This window comes from Agrobacterium sp. BT-220-3, from assembly GCF_025910175.1.
Lineage (GTDB): Bacteria > Pseudomonadota > Alphaproteobacteria > Rhizobiales > Rhizobiaceae > Agrobacterium > Agrobacterium oryzihabitans.
The window spans coordinates 403995-426208 of sequence record NZ_JAPAIX010000001.1; the positions used below are offsets into that span (position 1 = coordinate 403995).

General features: G+C 61.0%; 14 protein-coding genes. 5 read left to right on the forward strand and 9 right to left on the reverse strand.

All coding sequences use genetic code 11. From position 1 onward, the window contains the following. Positions 1-156 precede the first annotated feature (156 nt). Complete coding sequence (locus tag OK142_RS02195) at positions 157-6507, forward strand: apolipoprotein A-IV repeat region-like domain-containing protein (protein ID WP_498680863.1); 6351 nt, start codon at positions 157-159, stop codon at positions 6505-6507. 102 nt (positions 6508-6609) lie between these two features. Here the strand turns inward: OK142_RS02195 and OK142_RS02200 are convergent, their stop codons facing one another. Next, complete coding sequence (locus OK142_RS02200; protein ID WP_082184666.1) at positions 6610-7527, reverse strand: PhzF family phenazine biosynthesis protein; 918 nt, start codon at positions 7525-7527, stop codon at positions 6610-6612. A gap of 302 nt (positions 7528-7829) precedes the next feature. Here OK142_RS02200 and OK142_RS02205 point away from each other — a divergent pair, with 302 nt between their 5' ends. Together OK142_RS02205 and OK142_RS02210 are read left to right on the forward strand one after the other, a co-directional pair. After that, a complete protein-coding gene (locus OK142_RS02205; protein ID WP_035242560.1) occupies positions 7830-8603 on the forward strand; it encodes an NAD kinase in 774 nt (257 codons plus the stop codon). Between the two features lie 21 nt (positions 8604-8624). Then, a complete protein-coding gene (locus OK142_RS02210; RefSeq protein WP_498680864.1) occupies positions 8625-9125 on the forward strand; it encodes a hypothetical protein in 501 nt (166 codons plus the stop codon). Between the two features lie 3 nt (positions 9126-9128). Here OK142_RS02210 and OK142_RS02215 read toward each other — a convergent pair whose 3' ends face one another. From OK142_RS02215 to OK142_RS02230, 4 genes are all read right to left on the reverse strand, one after another. Next, entirely contained in the window at positions 9129-9608 is a 480-nt protein-coding gene (locus OK142_RS02215) for a hydrolase (RefSeq protein ID WP_498680865.1), read from the reverse strand. Between the two features lie 72 nt (positions 9609-9680). Beyond that, positions 9681-10812, reverse strand: a protein-coding gene (gene prfB, locus OK142_RS02220) for a peptide chain release factor 2 (protein ID WP_164056184.1) whose coding sequence is annotated in 2 segments (ribosomal slippage) — positions 9681-10742 and positions 10744-10812 — 1131 coding nt in all. Because the reading frame shifts where the segments join, the coding sequence is not laid out codon by codon here. Between the two features lie 98 nt (positions 10813-10910). Continuing rightward, positions 10911-13358, reverse strand: a complete 2448-nt coding sequence (locus OK142_RS02225) for a penicillin-binding protein 1A (RefSeq protein WP_003496311.1) — start codon at positions 13356-13358, stop codon at positions 10911-10913. A 327-nt stretch (positions 13359-13685) separates the two neighbouring features. Then, the gene (locus OK142_RS02230) at positions 13686-14945 is read right to left on the reverse strand and encodes an N-acetylmuramoyl-L-alanine amidase (protein WP_498680866.1); all 1260 of its coding nucleotides are present in this window, start codon (positions 14943-14945) and stop codon (positions 13686-13688) included. 645 nt (positions 14946-15590) lie between these two features. Here OK142_RS02230 and OK142_RS02235 point away from each other — a divergent pair. Continuing rightward, the gene (locus OK142_RS02235; protein WP_498680867.1) at positions 15591-18521 is read left to right on the forward strand and encodes an Rne/Rng family ribonuclease; all 2931 of its coding nucleotides are present in this window, start codon (positions 15591-15593) and stop codon (positions 18519-18521) included. Between the two features lie 189 nt (positions 18522-18710). Here the strand turns inward: OK142_RS02235 and OK142_RS02240 are convergent, their stop codons facing one another. The 3 genes from OK142_RS02240 to OK142_RS02250 all read right to left on the reverse strand — a co-directional run bounded on the left by OK142_RS02240 (position 18711) and on the right by OK142_RS02250 (position 20245). Next, positions 18711-19415, reverse strand: a complete 705-nt coding sequence (locus OK142_RS02240) for an SDR family oxidoreductase (protein ID WP_498680868.1) — start codon at positions 19413-19415, stop codon at positions 18711-18713. A gap of 141 nt (positions 19416-19556) precedes the next feature. Further along, the gene (locus OK142_RS02245) at positions 19557-19922 is read right to left on the reverse strand and encodes an antibiotic biosynthesis monooxygenase family protein (protein WP_498680869.1); all 366 of its coding nucleotides are present in this window, start codon (positions 19920-19922) and stop codon (positions 19557-19559) included. Then, positions 19919-20245 (reverse strand): NIPSNAP family protein, encoded by a 327-nt coding sequence (locus OK142_RS02250; protein WP_137038619.1) that lies wholly within the window; start codon positions 20243-20245, stop codon positions 19919-19921. Before OK142_RS02250 ends, OK142_RS02245 begins: the two co-directional genes overlap by 4 nt. A 73-nt stretch (positions 20246-20318) precedes the next feature. On the opposite strand from OK142_RS02250, the gene OK142_RS02255 reads away from it, so the two are divergent. Beyond that, positions 20319-21002: an ArsR/SmtB family transcription factor gene (locus OK142_RS02255; protein WP_082184665.1), complete on the forward strand. Its 684-nt coding sequence runs from the start codon at positions 20319-20321 to the stop codon at positions 21000-21002. Positions 21003-21031: 29 nt separating this feature from the next. Here OK142_RS02255 and OK142_RS02260 read toward each other — a convergent pair whose 3' ends face one another. Continuing rightward, a complete protein-coding gene (locus tag OK142_RS02260; RefSeq protein ID WP_498681714.1) occupies positions 21032-22189 on the reverse strand; it encodes a pyridoxal phosphate-dependent aminotransferase in 1158 nt (385 codons plus the stop codon). Between the last annotated feature and the right edge of the window lie 25 nt (positions 22190-22214).

The following is a 22214-nucleotide window of genomic DNA, read 5'->3' on the forward strand; positions in this document are numbered from 1 at the left end:
CGAAAGCTGGACCACCAGCAATTCGGGATTTGGTAATGGCGGAATTGTTCTCTCCTGAGGGATAATGTTCCGCTGGCATGATGGCGGCAGTCCGCTTGCTGAATGCAAGTGGTCAACGGCATGAAGCCGGGCGTATGTGTAACGAGGCGTAACCGCATGGCGAACAACAAGATCAGCGACTCTGTCGACGAGACTGCATTTCAGGCGTTGGAAGACGCCTTGCAGCTCGGTGCTTTCGAAGAAAAGCCGGAATCGCGGAAAACGACAGCGCCAAAGCAGCCGGAGGCCAGATTGAAGGAAGCCAGCAGACAGACCCCTGCTCCGGACGCCGCACGCGCGCCTGCCGAACAGGCACCGAAATCGCCCAATCTGGAAGCGGCAAATGACGGCTCCAAGCGCAGCCCGGCCATGATCCTGAAGTCGCTCGAAGGCGGCTCGATCGGCGGCGCGCTCAGAAACGCGACGATCATGTCGGTGATCTGGGCGCTCGGCGGCCTCGGCATCGCGCATCTGCTTTATGGCAATGCGCTGTGGAACATCGGTTCGCTTGCCGACCTCACCGCAATTCCCGGCCTGATGGCCATCATCGTCGGCATCATCGTGCCGGTGATGCTGTTCTTCGCCTTCGCGATCATGATGGCGCGTGCCCGTGACCTGCGCAACGCCGCCCGTTCCATGGCTGAAGTCGCCCTTCGCCTTGCGGAGCCAGAAACCGTTGCGTCCGACCGGATCATGTCCGTCGGCCAGGCGGTTCGCCGCGAAGTCTCGGCGATGAATGACGGGATCGAGCGCACGATTGCGCGGGCGACGGAACTCGAAACGCTGGTCCATTCGGAAGTTAATGCACTTGAGCGCAGCTACGCCGACAATGAATTGCGCGTCCGCAGCCTCGTGCAGGAACTGACGGCCGAACGCGACGCCATCGTCAACCATGCAGAGCGCATCCGCTCGTCCATTATCGGCGCGCAGGAACAGATCAAGGAAGAGCTTTCCATCGTCGGCGAAGAGCTTTCGATGCGGCTTGCCACCAGCGGTGAGGCCTTCGCCTCGATGATCGACACGCGCTCGGCCGCGCTGCTCGAAAAATCACGCGCCTCCACCGAAGCAATGGGCAGCCTGATTGCCGCCAAGACAGAAAACCTGCTGCAGGCGCTGAATACATCAGGCTCGACCCTGTCGAACGAATTCGACATGCGCCTGCATAACCTCACCTCGACGATCGATGAGCGCGGCGAAGTTCTGCTCGAACGCTTCGCCATCCATGCTTCGACGCTCGACAGCGGTGCGGAAAGCCTCAACAGCGCGCTGGAGGAACGTACCCGCCAGCTCAATGAGACGCTGTCCACCCGCACGCTGGAACTCAACCGCAATATCGATCGCGGCCAGCAGATCATCGGCGGTTCTCTGGATACCGTGCTCGACAAGCTCTCCACGACGCTTGAAGAAAAGGGTCTCTCCTTCCGCCAGAGCCTGCAGAGCACGGCTGACGATGCGATCATGGATCTCGATCTTCGCTCCGGCCTCTATGAGGAACGGCTGCAGGCAACGGTTGGCCAGGTCAATTCCGCCTTTGACGAGCATGTCGCAGATTTCGCCAGCGCCTTCGACCAGCGCGCAGGCAGCCTCGACAGCAAGCTGATGGAAAGCCTTGCCCGGATCAACGAAACCGTTGCCGGCGGTTCCGAAGCCCTCGACACCATGCTGACCAGCGGTCTTGAGCGCATCGGCACCACCATGACCGATCAGTCGCTTGCCCTTGCAACCGCACTGGGCACGGGTCAGGAAATGCTCGAAAGCGCGCTTGAAACCCGCACCCGCGAGTTCAGCGACGCGATCAGCCAGCGCACCACCGACATCACCAATGCCTTTGCCTATTCGCACGAGAAGATCGACGGCGTACTGGCGGAGCGCAGCAACGCCCTGTTCGGCGCGCTTTCGGCCAGCCAGGACCGTTTCGACGAGGCACTTGCAAGCCGTTCGCTGGCCATCACCGGCTCGGTCTCCGGCACGGCCGAACGTCTTGCCGCGATGCTTGATGAACGCGCAGCCGCAATCAACAATGTCGTCGCCGATGTCGAGCGCCGTCTTTCGGAAACGCTCGAAACCCGGGCTGCCGCCATCACCGGTGCCGTTTCCGGCATCGAGGACCGCATTTCCGACACGCTGGAAAGCCGCACGGCTGCCCTTCATGACGTTGTATCAGGCGCCGAAAACCGTATCGCCGAAACTCTCGATGGCCGTACGGCCGCTCTTTCCAGCGCAATTTCCGGCGTAGAGGAACGCATTGCCGACACGATGGACAGCCGCACGCTGTCGCTGGACATGACCTTCGCCAATGTCGAGGAAAGACTTTCCGAGACGCTGGACAACCGCACCTCCGCGCTGACCGGCATTGTCGCCAGTGCTGAAGAGAAGATCGCGGGCGCGCTCGACAGCCGCACCGCCACCTTCGGCGATGTCGTCGCCGGTGCCGAGACCCGTATCGCAGAAACGCTGGATGGCCGCACGGCAGCGCTCAACGCCGTGGTTTCCGGGGCGGAAGAACGCATCGCAGATGCGCTCGACAGCCGGACCATGGCGCTCGACATGGCGTTTTCCGGTGCCGAGGAAAAAATCACCGAAGCGCTCGACACCCGCACGGCCGCCCTTGGCGAGCTGGTAGCCGGTGCCGAGACCCGCATTGCCGGCGCACTCGACAGCCGCACGGATGCCCTCAAGAACGTCGTTTCCGGTGCGGAAGAGCGGATCACGGATGTGCTCGACAGCCGCACCATGGCGCTCGACATGAGCTTCTCCGGTGTCGAAGAAAAGATCGCCGATATTCTCGATGGCCGCACCGCCGCAATTCATACGGCTGTTTCCGGGGTTGAGGACCGTATTGCCGGCGCATTGGACAGCCGTACAGCTGCCCTCTCCGGTATCGTCTCCGGCGCGGAAGAACGTATCGCGGATGCGCTCGACAGCCGCACCATGGCGCTCGACATGACGATTTCGGGTGTCGAGGAGCGGATCGCCGAGGCCATGGACGCCAGAACCGCCTCGCTTTCGCTGGCAGCAGCCGGCGTAGGCCAGCGACTGGAATCGACTGCCTTCACGCTAGAAAACGCACTTGCCAGCGGGCATGAGCGGCTGGAGACCATGCTCGGTTCGCAGGCTGAACGCATTGCCGGCTCGCTTGAGCGTAATAGCGGCCTGATCGAGCAGAGCGTCTCGGGCGCAGCCAACCGTATCGAAAGCGTCGTGGAAGACGGCAGCAGCCGTTTTGCGCAGACGGTGGAAGAAGGCGTTTCCCGCCTCGAAAGCAATCTCTCGCAGTCGCATGAGGATATCCGCACCGCGCTCGACCAGCGTCAGGCGGATCTCGCCGCAACCTTGAGTTCGGCAACCACCCAGATGGGTGACATGCTTTCCGAGCAGGCGATGATGATCGGCACCACGGTCGCATCGAGCGCCAGCATGCTCGAACTCTCGCTTGAGACCCAGCAGGAAACCTTGCAGAAGGCGATTGACGGCAGTGCGGCGACGCTGGAAGAGCGTCTTCGCAACAGCGCCGGCGATATCGCCGTCAAGATCGGCGAAGCTGCCCGCGAAATCGGCGGCGCGACGGATGCGCTCTCCTCGCGGATCGAAACCTCGATTGGAAGCGTCGCAGGCAGGCTCGACGAGACCGGCGCGCGCATCGAGACCTCGCTCGGTACGCTGCAGGAGCGCGTTTCGAGCGATCTCGGCAACGTCAACACCTCGATCGAAGATGCCGGCCGTCGCTTTGCCGATGCGCTGGAAGACAAGACTGCCGCCTTTGCCCGCACCAGCGATGACGCGGCTCAGCGCATCACCGGCATTCTGGACGAGCAGGCGATACGCGTCAGTGACACCTTCGAAAGCCGCACCAACCGTCTGGCGGAAACCTTCGATGCCGGCTCGGCCCGCATCGACGAGCGCCTCGGCACCATGGACCGCGCGCTGACGATCGGTCTCGAAAACGTCAACCGCACCATTGAAGGCAAGGCGAGCGATCTCGCCGTCAGCCTGCGTGGCGCGGTCATCTCCGCCACCCAGAGCATCGGCGAAGAGGCTACCCGTTCCACGTCCCTTCTCGCCAAATCCGGCTCGGAATTCGCAGAGCAGGTGCAGGCGCAGAACGAGGCCTTCACCAAGGCTATCGAGGAGCGGTCCGGCGAGATCGTCAACCGCATTTCGGATGCGCAGACGCGCCTTTCCGGCCAGGCCGCCGCTGTCGCCCAGACCTTCTCCGAGGCCGGCAACATCATCGTCAACAAGGTTGCCGAGGCTGAAGCAGTCGTGCGGTCGCAGGTCGGAGTCATTTCCGAGACACTGACCGGCGTCGAATCAGCCCTCGACGCACGCGGCGAATCCATCCGCTCGGCGCTGGACAACCGTACCCGCGAGCTCAACTCGATGCTGGCCAGCCGTTCCGCGGAACTGTCTCGCCTCATCGAGGAGAAGGCAAAGCCGGTGGTCGACGAATACGCCACCATCGGTCGCGAAGCCGCCGAAAAGATCGTTTCCGCCGCCCAGCAGAGCGCCGAACTCCTGTCGCAGAGCAACAGCGGCATGGTCGGCATGGTGGAACAGGCGATCAGCGATTACGCCAATGCCGGTACGGATGCGGCAAGCAAGCTTGTCGCGGCCACCCGCCAGAGCACGGATATGCTGTCGCAGACCCATACCGCCATGGCGGATGCCGTCGAGCAGGGTATCGACAAATACGCCCGTGCGGGCAGCGATGCGGCCAACAAGCTCGTTGCCGCCACCCGCCAGAGCACCGACATGCTGTCGCAGACCCATAACAGCATGGCCGAAATCGTCGAACAGTCGGCAACCAACTTCAACTCCGCTGTCGAGCGCGCCGCGCAGGAATTCGGCACGGCAGACGAAGCGCTGAACGCATCGGCGACCCGCTTCTCCGATAGCGCCTCGCAGGCCGCCGACATGGTGTCCAGCTCCAGCCGTCTGCTCGAAGGAAAGATCGACCGTCTGTCGAATATTTCCGGCCAGACACTGGCGCAGGTTGCCGGTATCGTCGGACGCTTCGAGGAACATTCGAAGGTGTTGAGCCAGGCATCCGAACTGCTCAACGCGGCACAGTCGAGCCTCGTCGGCACGCTGGAAGAACGTCAGGACGCGCTTCGCAGCCTGTCCGTCGGTCTCGTCAAGCGCTCCGAGGAGATCGAAAGCGCCATGCGCAACGTCGTCGGCGTTGTGGAAACCACGCTCAACGATGCCGAAGAACGCTCTCAGAACGTTGCCGGCAATCTGCGCGACAATCTGCAGGCATCCTTCACCGATATCGGCCGTTCGCTCGATGAGACCGAACAGCGCGCCCGCTCGGCCGCACAGACCATGCGGGGGGCCCTGCTTGCCGCCGGTCAGGATGCCAGCCGCTCGATCGAAAGCACGCTGTCCGACGCGCAGAAATATTCCGACGAACTCGTCAACCGCCTGCGTGGCGGCGTCGAATCCTCGCTTTCGGAAGTCGACAATCTTCTGGGCAGTGCATCGGAGAAATCCAATGCCGCCGCCGCGAACCTCAAGGAGACGCTGCGTCAGGCCGTAGAGGAAGCTGTCAACCGCTTCGCCGGTGCAACGGACGAAATCCGTCGCTCCAGCCACGACATCCGCCGCGAGCTGGATGCGACGCGTGCGGAACTGAAGCGCGGCGCATTCGACCTGCCGGAAGAGGCCAAGGAAAGCGCTGCCGCCATGCGCCGCGCCGTTTCCGAGCAGATCAAGGCCTTGCAGGATATTTCCCAGCTCGTCGGTCGTTCGACCCACCAGATGGAAGTCTCCGAACCGGTGGCCCGCGCCATCGCAGCGACCCAGCCAGCCGCCGAGCGCCGCGCCGAGACGCGTCCGCAGCCGGCAGCAGCCGCTCCGGTACAGCAGCGCCCGGCGCAGCCGCAGACTGCCGCCGCACCTGCATTGCGCGGTACGCTGCCGCTTGAGAACCGCCAGGTCGAAAACCGTCAGGCACCTGCCCCGTCGCAGACGGCAACAGCGCCTGCCGGACGTCGCGAAGAAGGTGGCGGCTGGATCAGCGATCTGCTGCGCGGCGCGTCACAGGAAACGCCAGCAGCGTCCACACCGCGCGCCAACACTGAGCAGCAGCCGACCCGTGCGGCCGACACCCGCAATCCGCGCCACATGGTCGAATCGCTGAACTCGCTGTCCGTCGACATTGCCCGCGCCATCGATCACGATGCGTCCGTGGAACTGTGGCGCCGGTACCAGCGCGGCGAGCGCGACGTCTTCACCCGCCGCCTCTACACGCTGAAGGGCCAGACGACGTTTGACGAGATCAAGCGCAAATACGAGCGGGAAGCCGAATTCCGCACCGCCGTGGACCGCTACATCACCGATTTCGAAAAGCTGCTCGCCGATGTGGCGCGCACCGACCGCGACCGGAGTGTTACCCAGTCCTACCTCACCTCCGATACCGGCAAGGTCTATACGATGCTTGCCCATGCGGCAGGTCGGTTCAACTGATCTCTGGTGCGAGTAGAAACAATAAAACCCCGGTCATGACCGGGGTTTTTCATTTTGGCTCGCAGGCGGATTTAGACTGGAGTTCAGCCGGTTGCCTTCAAATCAAATCTCGAATGTGCCAGATGCGACCCGAACCGCGTGGCCGCCGATGCGGGCGCGGGCGATTTCGCCGTCCTTGATGTCCATGCGCAGGTGGATGTGGGACGGCCGCTCCATCTCCACGCCCTGCTCCACCAGGATGGGATAATGACCGTCGGTCAGGCCGTCGAAATGATGGATGGCACCCGAGAGTGCAGCGACGGCCGAGCCGGTGGCAGGGTCTTCCGAAATGCCCATATCCGGCGAGAACATGCGGGCATGGAATTTCGCCGCATGATTGACGCCGCCGCGACAGTAGATATAGACCGCCGCCAGGCGTCCCTCGACCAGCGGCGCGGTGCGCAGCCACAGATTGGCGTCAAAATCCATGTCGCTGATAGCGGCGATGTTGTGCAGCGGCACGAGCAGGAACGGCACGCCCGCCGTCCAGATCGACGGGACGTGGTTTTCAAAGCCGAGATGGCCTTCGCTGACACCCAGCGCGTCGGCAAGTGCTGTATGATCGAGCGGCAGGTCGACGCGCGAGGATTTGCGCGGCAGGTCGAATTCGGCAAAGCTGACCGCGCCGGCGCGCATCTTCACCGCACAGCGCACCGGGCCCACCTGCTCCTCCAGCACGCAGACCATGTCGATATCGTCATCGTCTTCGCCGCGATTACGCTCGGCGATCGCAACCGCCGCACCGACGGTCGGATGGCCGGCGAAGGGCAGTTCCCCCGAAGGTGTAAAGATACGCAGCGACGCCGCATGGGCCGGGTTACCCGAACGATTGACGAAAACGGTCTCGGAAAGGTTCATTTCCCGGGCGATCGCCTGCATCGTCACCTGATCGAGATCATCCGCGTCATACATGACCGCCAGCGGGTTTCCCGCCATTCTGGTCTCGGTAAAGACATCGTAGATATTGTAGTTCAGTACCACACCCATCTCCTGCCATTCGTCATTCCGCCTGCTTTGCGCAAACTGCCTCAGGCCGCCCCGCATCGCAACCCTTTCTCCGAGACGATAAATCAAGAAGCTGTGGACCGGCCTTGGGTGAGAAAGGCGAACGCCTGCCCGCCCGAAAGGCCTTGTGGCGAGCCGCTGTCTTCATGTACCAAGGACGGGTCTTGTGGCTTGCAAGCGACCGTGCCCGTCCCGGTCTGGAGATTGCAAGTCGCTTCAACAGGTTAGAACATCTGTCACAGGCCGGTTGCGGTTTGTGTCGTTGTCGAGGGAAGCGGATGTCGCATTCTACCCATTCACTATCCTTCGTCGCATCTGCATCAGAAGAGGCGCAGATGGCGATGGAGGAGCTGAAAACGGCTTACGGCAACGCGCCTTTCGAGGAAGCCGAGGTGATCGTGGCGCTCGGCGGCGACGGCTTCATGCTGCAGATCCTCAACGAGACCATGAATTCCGGTAGACGCGTCTACGGCATGAACCGTGGATCGGTCGGTTTTTTGATGAATGACTACCGCGTGGAAGGCCTGCGTGAACGCATCGCGGTGGCGACGGGCAATGATTTTCACCCGCTGCGCATGACGACGACGGATTCCGATGGCGACGAGTTTACGGCACTCGCCATGAATGAGGTGAGCCTCTTCCGGCAGTCACATCAGGCCGCCAAGCTTCGTGTCGAGGTGGATGGCAAGGTTCGGCTGGAAGAGCTGATCTGCGACGGCATGATGGTGGCGACGCCTGCGGGGTCGACAGCCTATAATTTCTCCGCCCATGGGCCGATCCTGCCGCTCGAATCACCACTTCTGGCGCTTACCCCCGTCAGCGCGTTCCGGCCAAGGCGCTGGCGCGGTGCGCTTTTGCCGAACAAGGTGACGGTCGACATTCATGTTCTGGAGCGTGACAAGCGCCCGGTGAACGCGGTGGCCGACCATACGGAGGTGAAATCCGTGCGCCATGTGCGGATTGCGCAGTCGCAGGACAGAACGGCCAGAATTCTCTCGGACCCGGACCGTTCGTGGTCCGACCGGGTTCTCGCCGAACAATTCAACAATTGACGCCAACGACCGACAATAGCCATGCACCTGAAAACACCGATCCTTGCCACTCTCTTTCTCGCCACCGCCGTGCTTTCCGCACGGGCGCAGACGGAGGCGATCGACGCCTTGCCGGTCTCGGCGATCTTCGTCGTCAGCAGCGGCATGTGGGAAGAGCAGAATCTGGAACCGGTGAAAGGCGCTGACGGCCAGCTGCGGCCGCCGCCAGCTGCGCCGACACGCGGTTATTACAAGGTGGTTGCAATTCGCCAGGGGGACGGTACGGCGAAGGTCTACCTGCAGCGCATCGTCTTTACCGCCGACGGACCCAATCTCCTCGAAAATGTCGAGCTGGAAGAGTTCAACCAGATGAAATCCTACGTTACGGATATTCGTCCGGAAAGCTCGAACGGCGCATCCGCCTCACCCGGCCTGTTCGTGACCGTTTATCTGAAAACCGACCCAATGGCCAACGAAACGGAAAGCTGGACGATCCTGATCGACGAGCTTGGCGAGATGAAGATCGAGAAAGCCTCGAACTGACGGCTAGAGCCCGTCCGGTTTAAGCTCATGCGGCCCGGAAAGAACTGCGCCGAAATGATGTTTCCATAATCTGGCGCCGAGTTCGCCGCTGCGGTCGAGGCTTGAACCAACCGTCAGCCACGGCAGAAGCGTAGGGTGAAGTCCCGCGTCGAAAAACGCGAAACCGGCCGCCAGCACGCAGGTATCAGCCTGAATACCGCAGACCAGCACCCTCTCGACCTTCAGGGACAGGAGATGGTCGACCGCTTCCCTTGGCGGCGCATAACCGTGCTTGATGAATATCCGATCCGCCTGAACCAGCGAGCAGTCATCCCTGCCCGGCTTCCAGCCCAGTTGCCGCTCGAAAGGTGTCACGCTCTCATCATGGCGCTCGACGCTGGCGACGCTCGGCATGGTGGCGGCAAGAGCGGTTATGTCCGCCACCAGCGAAGCTGGCGGATTGAAGCTTGGCTGGACGTCGACGATATAAAGCGCCTGTTTCATGCATCTCCTCCAACGAAAAACCCCTCGCAATGGGTTTGCGAGGGGCAATTTCAATCAACGCATTGCAGCGTCTTAGTCGATATCAGCCACTTCCACGTCCGCGCCGCCGCTGATGCGGTGAGCGAGAGCAGCTTCCATGAACTCGTTCAGGTCACCGTCCAGTACGTTGCCGGGTGCTGTGCTTTCCACGCCGGTGCGCAGGTCCTTGACCAGCTGGTAAGGCTGCAGAACGTAGGAACGGATCTGGTGGCCCCAGCCGATATCGGTCTTGGAAGCGGCCTGTGCATTGGCTGCCTCTTCCCGCTTCTGCAACTCCACCTCGTAAAGGCGGGCGCGCAGCATGTCCCACGCCTTGGCGCGGTTCTTGTGCTGCGAGCGTTCCTGCTGGCAGGCAACCGCGATACCGGTCGGAATATGCGTAATGCGCACGGCCGAATCGGTGGTGTTGACGTGCTGGCCGCCCGCACCGGACGAACGATAGGTATCGATGCGGCAATCGCTTTCGTTGACATCGATCTGGATCGAATCATCAACCACTGGGTAGACCCAGACGGAGGAGAACGATGTGTGGCGACGCGCATTGCTGTCATAGGGCGAAATACGGACCAGCCGGTGGACGCCGGATTCCGTCTTCAACCAGCCGAAGGCATTGTGGCCCTTGACGAGGATTGTCGCGGATTTGATGCCGGCCTCTTCGCCGTCGTGAACTTCCAGCACCTCGACCTTGAAACCTTCACGGTCCGCCCAGCGGGTATACATGCGCAGCAGCATGTTCGCCCAGTCCTGGCTTTCCGTGCCGCCGGCGCCGGAGTGCACTTCGAGATAGGTATCGTTGCCATCGGCCTCGCCCGAAAGCATGGCTTCCACCTGACGGCGGTTCGCCTCGCTCTTCAGCGCTTTCAGCGAGTCCTCGGCGTCCTTGACGATTTCGTCGTCGCCTTCCATCTCGCCGAGTTCGATCAGCTCGATATTGTCCCTGAGCTGCTGCTCAAGCGCCTTCACGCCATTGATGCTGTCATCCAGCTGCTGGCGCTCGCGCATCAGTTTCTGGGCCTCTGAGGCATCGTTCCAGAGGGTCGGGTCCTCTGCCTTGTTATTCAACCAGTCCAGCCGTCTTATCGCCTGGTCCCAGTCAAAGATGCCTCCTCAGCAGGCTTATGGCCTGCTTGATTTCGTCGACTACATTCACGATTTCATTGCGCATTTCGCTGGTTCTTCACCTTCATTGAAACTCGTTGCTCAAATAAATGCGGGGGGCGCGGATGTAAAGACCCGCGCCCCCGCCAAACTCCACGACTGGGATCAATAAAGACCGCCGCCACCGCCAGTGATGGCCTGCTGGGCCTGCGGCGAGGTCTTCAGAATATCTTCCTGCGACATGTAACCTTCCGCGCCGATCACCGAGAAGCTGGAAGCAGGCCCAGTGCCGGGCTTGAAGGCTTCCATGATGGTATCAGGTTCCCCTTCAACCGCCGCCATGCCGGTCTTGCGGTTGACGGCGACGAAGTTCATGCCAGCGGGCACGATGAACTTGCTCGGCTCCATATGCTTGACCGCATCGGCGATGAATTCACCGAAGATCGGCGCCGACAGCGAACCGCCCGTGCCGCCGCGACCAAGAGGTGCCGGCGAATCGAAACCGATATAGAGACCAGCGACCATGTCCGGCGTGTAACCGACGAACCAGGCATCCTTTTCATCGTTGGTGGTGCCCGTCTTGCCGGCGACCGGCAGATCGACCTTGATCTTGCCTGCCGCGGTACCACGCTGGACGACGCCTTCCAGCATGGAGGTCGTCTGGTAAGCGGTCATCGGGTCGAGAACCTGCTCGCGATTGTCGACGATGACCGGCTCATCCTGATTTTGCCAGCTGGTGGCGTTGCAGCCCTCGCAGGCGCGCTCCTCGTGCCGGAAGATCGTCTTGCCGTAACGGTCCTGGATGCGGTCGATCAGCGTCGGCTTGATCTGCTTGCCGCCATTGGCAATGACCGAATAGGCCGAAACCATGCGCATGACAGTGGTTTCACCCGAACCGAGCGACATTGCCAGAAGCGGCGGCATCTTGTCGTAGATACCGAAGCGTTCGGCATATTCCGCCACCAGATTCATGCCCATGTCCTGCGCGAGGCGCACGGTCATAAGGTTTCTGGATTTTTCGATGCCGAGACGCAGGGTCGACGGACCGGCGGAACCCCCGCCGTAATTCTGTGGCTTCCAGACCTGACCGCCCGAAACGACTTCGATCGGCGCATCGAGAATGACCGATGCCGGCGTATAGCCGTTGTCGAGCGCGGCCGCGTAGATGAACGGCTTGAAGGAGGAACCCGGCTGACGCATCGCCTGCGTGGAGCGGTTGAATTCCGACTGCGCGTAGGAGAAGCCGCCGACCATGGCCAGAACGCGGCCGGTATGCGGATCCATCACCACCATGCCACCCTGCACTTTCGGCGGCTGGCGCAGGCGGTATTCGTTACCGGAATTGGAAAGCGGCTGCGCATAAACGACGTCTCCCACCGAGAGAACACCGACCGGCGACTTGGCGGTCGCCTTTTTGCCGGTCGCATCGCGATAGGCCCAGCGCATGTTTTCAGCGGAGATGTGACCGCGCGTGCGCTTGTCACCGTCTTCCGTCTCCGTATCCGCCTGTACGCCGATATCGACGCCATCGGCAGCAACGGCGAGCACGACTGCAACCTTCCATTCAGGAACGTCGCGAAGGCCCTTCACCTTGGCAAGGGCGGCCGTCCAGTCGCCGGCAGTCTCGATCTTTTCGGCGGCTCCACGGAAGCCACGGCGCTCGTCATATTGAACGAGACCGTCCTGAAGCGCCTTGCGGGCCTCCATCTGGATCTGCGGATCGAAAGATGTGCGAACCGACAGCCCGCCTTCGAGAAGCGCTTCCTCGCCGTATTTCTCGACGATCTGGCGGCGGACTTCCTCTGCGAAATAGTCGGACGCGAAAATATGAGCGCCGCCACGGCGCAGATTGACGCCGAGCGGCTGTTTTTTGGCGTCAGTGGCGTCGGCGACGGTGATGTAGCCGTTTTCAGCCATGCGATCGATCACCCAGTCGCGGCGCTCCAGAGCAGCCTTTTCGCGACGGATCGGGTGGTAGTTGGCCGGTCCCTTCGGCAGCGATGCGAGATAGGCGGTCTCCGCAATCGTCAGTTCCGTCACCGATTTGTTGAAATAGGTGAGCGCCGCACCGGCAATGCCGTAGGAATTCAGGCCGAAAAAGATCTCGTTGAGGTAGAGCTCGAGGATCTTATCCTTGGAGTAGGTCTGCTCGATGCGGAAGGAAAGAATGGCTTCCTTGAGCTTGCGGTCGATGGTCTGGTCGTTGGTCAGCAGGAAGTTCTTCGCCACCTGCTGGGTGATGGTGGACGCGCCGACCGGACGACGGCCGGAGCCGAGATTCTGGATATTGACGAGAATGGCGCGGCCGAGACCAAAGACGTCGACACCCGGATGGTTGTAAAAATTCTTGTCTTCCGCCGAAAGGAAAGCGGCCTTCACCCGGTCGGGGATGGCCTGGATCGGCAGGAACAGGCGCTTCTCATGGGCGTATTCCGCCATCAGCGCGCCGTTGCCGGCGTGCACGCGGGTCGTCACCGGCGGCTCATACGTGCTCAGAACTGCATAATCCGGCAGGTCCTTCGTCACGCCGTGCAAATAAATTGCACCGGCGGCGGCGGCGCACAGGAAGAGCACGCTGGCCAAGCCGAAAAAATATCCAATCAGTCTGATCATACCAAGCTACCGATAATTCGAATCGTAACCATCAACGCCCGACGATATACGGGCGCATCTTTGCATATCGCGTGCCGTTTTGCACACCATACCTTCGATGACAAGCCGGATACTGTAGCATTCGCCGATATGTTACCGGGCCAACCACCGCAATCGCGTCTGTGTCGCTTCGCGGATTGCCACCGAATCCGCTTCCCGAGTAACGCGGCGAATGTGAGTAAAATAGGGCTTCGAGGCCTTAATCGTCCGCAAGGTCAAAGAATTGAACAGCTTTTCGGGCGCAAGCGGCACGGCGGCAACAGGATCATTGTACCGCCGACTGGCGCTTCAGCCACCGTTCGCCATGGCCTTGGCGCGGTATCGTCCGACCGCCGTTGCCAGCCTGTCGGCCACCTTCTTGCGCCATTCGCCATCGAGAAGCAGTTTTTCGTCTTCCGCATTGGAGAGAAAACCGAGCTCCAGCAGAACAGAGGGCACGTCATGGGCGCGCAGCACCATGAAACCGGCATAACGATGCGGATTGTTGATGAGGCCGACCTGCCCCTCGAAGGAAGACACGATGTTTTCGGCCAGCGTCACCGAAAAGGCCTGGGTTTCGCGGCGGGTAAAATCGAGCAGGATATCGGCGACTTCCGGCGGCTCGGTGGAGGCGGCCACGCCGGCAATCTGGTCGGACTTGTTTTCTCGCTCCGCCAGTTCCTGCGCCTGCCTGTCCGAGGCGCGGTCGGACAATGTATAGACGGTCGCGCCACGGATGCCCTTCTGCTTCAGGGTATCGGCATGCACCGAGATGAACAGGTTGGCATTGTTCTGCCGGGCGATCGTCACGCGTTCGGAGAGGGCAAGAAAGGTATCGGCATCACGGGTCAGGAACGCCTTGATGCCGGGCTCACGGTTCAGCCGTTCCGCAAGTTCCCTGGCAAAGTTCAGCGTGATGACTTTTTCTTCCGTGCCGGTCACACCGCCCGTAGCACCGGCGTCGATGCCGCCATGGCCGGCATCGACCGCAATGACGAATTCCGCCTGGCGCGATGTCTTATCGCCGGGGCTGATCGCGGCCGTGGTGACGGGCGCTGGCACCTGCCATTGCTGCTCCTTCACCAGTTCGGCGAATTTACCCTTGGTGGTGATCTCCGTATCCAGCACGAAACGGAAAGAGGCGCCATCTTCGCCCTTCTTCGTTTCTGCAACCGCCACCTGAACCGGCTTTTTCGCCGTCAGCACGATACGGGCGCTGTTTTGCCCCATGCTGCCGAAGCGGATGTCGGAAAAAAGGCCTGTCGGTTTGAAATCGGAGGCGGGAAAGGCGAAATTCACCGCGGGAAAGTCCACGACGATGCGGGCGGGCGAATCGAGATAGTGGACGTCGAATTCCGGCTCCTCGGCAAAATCGAGGACGATGCGGGTACGCGCCTCGTCGCCGATGATGCGCGCCTGATGGACGACAAGCGGTTCGACGGCAAAGGCTGCGGGAGCGGCGGAAACATATGCGGCGACAAGAAATGAGAAGGCGCCCGCAATCCGCGCGATTCGCGCGCCAAACGGCCCTGCCCCACGGAATATCGCTGCGCTGCGCGTGAAATTCATGGTCTTCAAGAAATTCCGTATTTCAGTCGTTTTCGATAAATGGGGCGGAAAAGCGCCGGGAACGGCACCGTTTCGACCACGCCGGACGATTGTTTTCGCGTTTGCGCCCCACAATCGCAGGCGTTGGTGAACCAATTATTAACCCGGAAATTCCACCAATAATATGGCATATTTAGCCAGCCTATTGCTATTATGACAGAGAAAACATACAACACGCGGGAGGGTTAAAAGTGTTGACGGGATAGATGCCCGCCGGCTGCCAATCGAAAAAGACGCTGGCGCTGCAAATCGGGCAATCATCTGCCGTCGTTACATTTATCCTGAAACTGGATCAATTCCGGCCGTGGCCGGAGACCTACCCGGTGGTCATGCCACCGCCGCTCTGAGGAGAGCAAATTCATCGGACCCCAAGGGGTCTATATATTATTGTCGTTCCGCCTGGCCAATGATGTCGCAGCAGTTTTCACATGAACCGGATACCAGGAGCAGGCCAAGCGCCTCGCCGTCGGTCCGGATGCTGCCAGTTTACAGAGGCCCGGCTGGAGACTTCATTTCCGGCACATCCTTGCACTCATATGAAAGGCCCGTCCTCATGGCGGGCCTGTTCTCGTATAAAACAAGGCTGCGCCGAGGAGCACAGCTTACATGGCAGACAAAATGCTTATCGACGCCTCCCACGAAGAGGAGACACGCGTAGTCGTTGTCCGTGGGAACCGGATCGAAGAATTCGATTTTGAATCGGAGCACAAGAAACAGATCCGCGGCAACATCTACCTTGCCAAGGTCACGCGGGTTGAACCCTCCCTTCAGGCGGCATTCGTCGATTACGGTGGAAACCGCCACGGCTTTCTCGCTTTTGCGGAAATCCACCCGGACTACTACCAGATTCCGCTTGCCGACCGTCAGGCCCTCTTGAAGGCGGAAGCCGAGGATCATCGCCGCAGCGACGACTTCGAATCGGCCGACACCCCCGAACCCGGCGCGCCGGCCATCGACCTTTCGCAGGTTGACCAGCCCGATGTCGGCATTGTCGCCGTCAGCGAAGCCACGGAGACCGTGGTGACGGAAGATGCCGCGCCCGCCGCCGAGGCCGTATCCGAGGAAACAGCCGTCGCAGCCGTCGAGACTGTCGCCGAAGACGCGCCCGCCGAGGAAGAAAAGCCGAAGAAGCGTACCCGCCGCCCCCGCGCCAAGAAGAAGACCGCTGAAGAAATCGCAGCCGAAACCGCTGAAGCTTCTTCCGAGGAAGATGGCAGCACCGGCGGCGAAATGGCCGCCATGGTCGATACCGATACGATTTCCGAGGAAGTCGAAGGCCTTCGTCGCGGCAATGACGATGATGACGACGACGATGATGACGATCATCACGAAAAGGAAGTGATCGAATCCGTTGGCGCCGAAGACGCCATGGAGGAGGTTCCCGATCGCGTCGCCCGCAAGCCGCGCAAGCAGTACCGCATCCAGGAAGTCATCAAGCGCCGCCAGATCCTTCTGGTGCAGGTCGCCAAGGAAGAACGCGGCAACAAGGGTGCCGCACTCACCACCTATCTGTCGCTGGCCGGCCGTTATTCCGTGCTGATGCCGAATACGGCACGTGGCGGCGGCATTTCCCGCAAGATCACCCAGCCGACGGACCGCAAGCGCCTGAAGGAAATCGCGCGCGATCTGGAAGTTCCGCAGGGCATGGGCGTCATTCTGCGCACCGCAGGCGCCAACCGTACCCGCGTCGAGATCAAGCGCGACTTCGAATATCTGATGCGCCTGTGGGAAAACGTTCGCACCCTGACGCTGAATTCCACGGCTCCCTGCCTCGTTTACGAGGAAGGCTCGCTCATCAAGCGTTCGATCCGCGATCTCTACAACAAGGATATCAGCGAGATCATCGTTTCCGGCGAGGAAGGCTATCGTGAAGCGAAAGACTTCATGAAGATGCTGATGCCGAGCCACGCCAAGGTGGTTCAGCCTTACCGCGACATTCACCCGATTTTCTCGCGCTCCGGCATCGAAGCCCAGCTCGACCGCATGCTGCAGCCGCAGGTGACGCTGAAATCGGGCGGTTACCTCATCATCAACCAGACCGAAGCACTGGTTTCCATCGACGTGAACTCGGGCCGTTCGACCCGCGAGCATTCCATCGAGGAAACGGCGCTGACGACCAACCTCGAGGCAGCGGAAGAAGTTGCACGGCAATTGCGTCTTCGCGACCTTGCCGGCCTCGTCGTCATCGACTTCATCGACATGGAAGAAAAGCGCAACAATCGCGCTGTCGAGAAGAAGCTCAAGGATTGCCTGAAGAACGACCGCGCACGCATCCAGGTCGGCCGTATCTCGCATTTCGGCCTCTTGGAAATGTCGCGCCAGCGCATCCGCGCTTCCGTGCTGGAATCGACCACGCAGGTCTGCCAGCATTGCGGCGGCACGGGCCATGTGCGCTCGGAATCCTCCATCGCGCTGCATGTTCTGCGCGGCATCGAGGAATATCTGCTGCGCAATACCACGCACAACATCACCGTAAGGACGACGCCGGAAACGGCGCTTTACCTGCTCAACCACAAGCGCGGCACGATCGTCGATTATGAAGGCCGATTCGGCGTGTCGATCATCATCGCCGCCGATTCGAGCGTCGGCGCGCAGCATTTCGCCATTGATCGCGGCGAAGCCGTTGAAAATCCGGTGAAGATCGAAAGCCTCATCCAGATGCTTCCGAACTTCGTGGAAGAGGAAGACGATTTTGTCGCCGAGGTGGAAGAGGACGAAGACGAGGAAGAAATCGTCAAGGTCCAGAGCTCCGAACCGCGCCAGCAGCAGCAAAGCGACAATGGTGAGGACGGCAAGCGCAAGCGCAAGCGTCGTCGTCGCCGTCGTGGCAAGGGCGGACAAAACGAACAGAACAACACGCTTGATGCCGAGGCCGGAAACGAAGGCGACGATTCGGATGACGACGATAACGTCGAAACCGATGACGCCGGAGCTGAAGCCGATGAAAACGGCGTAAGCGAAGCTGCAAATTCCGATGAGGATGGCAAGCGCAAGCGCCGTCGTCGCGGCAAGCGCGGCGGTCGCCGCAATCGTGCCGAAGACGAGGCTCTGGATGCTGCAGGCGCGGAAGCCGGCGACGAAGGCGAGACGGAAGGTGAAGGCGAAGAGGTTCCCGCTGTAGCTGCGGTCGCCGAAGAGCCTACAGCTGCCGCCGTAGTGGAAGGCGTTGTCGCCGACACCGTTGAAGAGGAAGCGCCGAAGAAGCCGCGCCGCACCCGCAAGGCCAAGGCCAAGACGGAAACGGAAGAGGCACCGAAGGCAGAAGCCGTCGAAACGGTCGAGCCGGTGGTCGTTGAGCCGGCAATCGTCGAAGCGACCGTCGTCGATGTCGCCATCGAGGAAGTCGGTGAAGCTTCGGCCGATCTCTCTTCTGAGCCGGAAGCACCCGCGAGCGAAGAAAAAGTCCGTGCGAACCGGGGCAGCAATGTCTCCAGTTCCGAGCCGGTGGTTACCTCTTCCGGTGCGCCCGCAAGCCCTGATGGTGATGAGCCGAAGCCGCGCAAGGGCGGCTGGTGGCAGCGCAAGGGCTTCTTCTGAGAGAAGAAACTGGATTAAAAAACGCCCGCAACCATGTTGCGGGCGTTTTGCTTTTGGTGGTGTAATAACGAGCGATTTCTATGCTTGAGCCGCTAATTGCGTCGGTTGAGAGACCCTGCTTTTTGTAGCTGCTCTCCTTTCCTCATCCCTGTGCTTGTCACAGGGATGAGGGGCGAGGATACCCGCCCGTTACACGGACCGCGTCAGGCCGCCATCGACGCGGATGTTCTGGCCGGTGATGTATCCGGCCCCTTCCGAAGCGAGGAAGGCCACGGTGGCGGCGATCTCCTCGCTCTTGCCGTATCGCTGCATCGGCACGCTCTCGCGGCGTTCTTCCGTCGCCGGCAGGCTGTCGATCCAGCCGGGCAGCACATTGTTCATGCGCACATTGTCGGCCGCATAGGTATCGGAGAAAATCTTGGTGTAGGAGGCGAGACCGGCGCGGAAGACGGCAGAGGTCGGGAACATGCTGCTCGGCTCGAAAGCCCAGGCGGTCGAAATATTGACGATCGCGCCTGCCTTCTGTTTGACCATGACCGGAGCCACGATCCGCGTCGGGCGAATGACGTTCATGAGATAGACATCAAGACCCGTGTGCCATTGCTCATCGGTGATATCAAGGATGGAGGCGCGTGGGCCATGGCCTGCACTGTTGACCAGCACATCGATGCGGCCGAATTTTTCGAGCGCCAGATCCGTAAGGCGCTGGAGATCGTCATTGGACTGGTTGGAGCCGGTGAGGCCGATACCGCCAAGTTCCTTCGCCAGCGCTTCTCCTTTGCCGGATGACGACAGGATTGCGAGCTTGTAGCCGTCCGCGGCCAGACGTTTCGCCACGGCAGCCCCCATGCCGCTGCCACCTGCCGTCACAATCGCCACTTTTTCTGTCGACATCTTTCTTCTCTCCGTTTCCAATCGGGCGAACGGCCGCTTGGCGGCCATTCTCCACCCACAATCCACCCATCTATAGCGGGTTTCGCAAGCGAGTTCGAACCAGAAAGCCTTGGCGCGGCGTGAAGAAAAACTGAAGGCATTTCAGCGCTGCACTTGCGCATTCGCGGCATGGACGTGCCTGCTGTCAGTCGGGGCCTCTTCCCTCTCCCGCAGACCGTAATCCCGCATCACGGCGGCGATACGCAGGCGGTAGTCCGAAAAGACGTCGGAGCGTCCCAGCGCCTGGGCTGCGCGGTGTGGTGCGGTGTTGCGCCATGCCTTTACCGCCTCCTCATCCCTGAAGAATGACAGAGAGAGCATCTTGTCCGGATTGCTGATGCTCTGAAACCGCTCGACGGACACGAAGCCGTCAATGGTTTCGAGCTCGGTGCGCAGGCTGGCGGCGATATCGAGATAGTGCTGTTTCTCGCCTTCAGCCGGCCAGACCTCGAAGATGACCGCGATCATCGTTCACCTCCGCCATGCGGCGCCGACGCCAGACGCAGGAAAAGCCTGTCTTCGCGGCGGATGAATTGCTCGCGCCGTGCAAATTCATAATTCTCCCGCCCGGCCGGGTCGGCGGCAAGCCTCGCCCTGTAGGCCTCGTAAGCGGCGAGGCTCTCAATATTATAGACACCGTAGGCGATCGTGTTCGATCCCTCCTTCGGGGCGTAATAGCCGATCAGATCGGCCCCGCAGCGCGGTATGGCTTCACCCCAGTTACGGGCATATTGATCGAAAGCATCGACCTTGAAGGGGTCGATCTCGTAGCGGATGAAACAGGTCAGCATCGTCGGTTTCCTCATGTTCTGCCTCTCCTTTTATGCCGTTGCCCTACTCCAATGCTTCGGCTATCATCGAACTATGAAAGACGGACCCTTGATCGCCAATGTCGCCGCGCTGATCGGCGACCCTGCCCGCGCCAACATATTGACGGCGCTGATGGATGGTCGCGCGCTAACGGCAAGCGAGCTTGCCGAGGCTGCAGGCGTTACCCTGCAGACCGCCAGCGGGCATCTGGCGAAACTCTCCGACGCGCAATTGCTAATCATGGAAAAACAGGGCCGGCATCGCTACTTCCGTCTTTCCGACGAGGATGTGGCGCAGGTTCTGGAAGCGCTGATGGGCCTTGCCCAGCGCACGGGTGCGGTGCGCGTCCGCACCGGACCAAAGGACAAGGCGCTTCGCGAAGCGCGTATCTGTTACGACCATCTGGCCGGGGAAAGCGGCGTGGCGCTGCTTGCCACCATTACCGCAAACGGGCTCGTGACTTCGGGAGACGATCCTGCACTGACAGACAGCGGACGTGATTTCTTTTCAAGCTTCGGCATCGATCTATCGCTGCTGGAAAAGGCCCGACGCCCGGTCTGCCTGCATTGCCTGGACTGGAGCGAACGCCGGCATCATCTCGGCGGGGGGCTTGGCGCTTCGCTTCTGGAAGCCATGCAGCAGCGCGACTGGCTTCGGCGCGGAAACGGCCGCGTGCTGACCTTCACCACAAAAGGCGAAAAGGCGTTTAACAGCACCTTCGGCTGCACACCCGCCTGATCCCTCACGAAGAGGGCAAATCCGGTGGCTTATTTCAACCAGCCGGCGATACGTCCTACGGCCTCGGCGATATCCGACACCGAACCCGCATAGGAAATGCGCAGAGCGCGGTGGCCCTCCTCGGGGTCGAAATCCATGCCCGGCGTCGCCGCCACGTCGATCTCCGCCAGCATGCGTTTGGCAAAATCCATGCTGTCGTTGGAAAAACGGCTGGTATCGACATAGGCGTAAAAAGCACCATCCATGGGGGATGCCAGCGGCAGGCCGATTTCCGGCAGGCGCGCCATCAGGAAATCACGGTTGGTGCGATATGTTTCCTTGTAAACATCCAGCTCTTCCGCCGCCGAAAAGGCTGCGGTTGCCGCCAGCTGTGACAGCTCGGGTGGTGAAATATAGAGGCTCTGGGCGAGACACTCGACCGGCCGGACCAGATTTTCCGGCAGGACCATCCAACCGATACGCCAGCCGGTCATGCAATAATATTTCGAGAAGGAATTGATGATCACGGCATTGTCGGTGATTTCGAGCGCACTCGTCTCTTCGCCGACAAAAGTGAGACCGTGATAGATCTCGTCGGAAATGAAGGCCATGTCGCGGCTTTCGCAATAGCTGGCCAGCCGCTTCAGCGCCTCACGGCCCGTGACCGTGCCAGTCGGATTGGCCGGGCTTGCCAGAAGCACGCCCGTCAGCTTGCAACCCGCCCTGGTTTCCGCCCGCTCCAGACTGGCCGGTGTCAGTGTGTAGCCGGTTTCCGCCGTTACCGGTACTTCGACGACATTGAGGCCGAGCGCTTTTAGAATATTGCGATAGGCGGGATAGCCAGGCCTTGCTATCGCGACATAATCACCGGCATCGAAGAGGCTGAGAAAAGCAAGATTGAAGGCGGCGGAGGAGCCGGTGGTCACGGCGATGCGGGCCGGATCGACCGCGATCTGATGGCGCAGCCGGTAGTGGCCGGCGATCGCTTCGCGCAGTTCACGCAAGCCCAGCGCGTCGGTATAGCCGATGCGCCCATGTTTCAGCGCCTCCTGCGCGGCTTCCAGCGAGGCCTTTGGCGCGGGATGGGACGGCTGGCCGACGGCCATGGAAATGACGGGGCGTCCCGCCTGCCTGCGCCGGTTCGCTTCCGCCAGGATGTCCATGGCGTGAAAGGGTTCGACTGCGCTCCGCTTCGACATCGTTATCAAGGGCATGCTCTTTCCTGAACCGTAT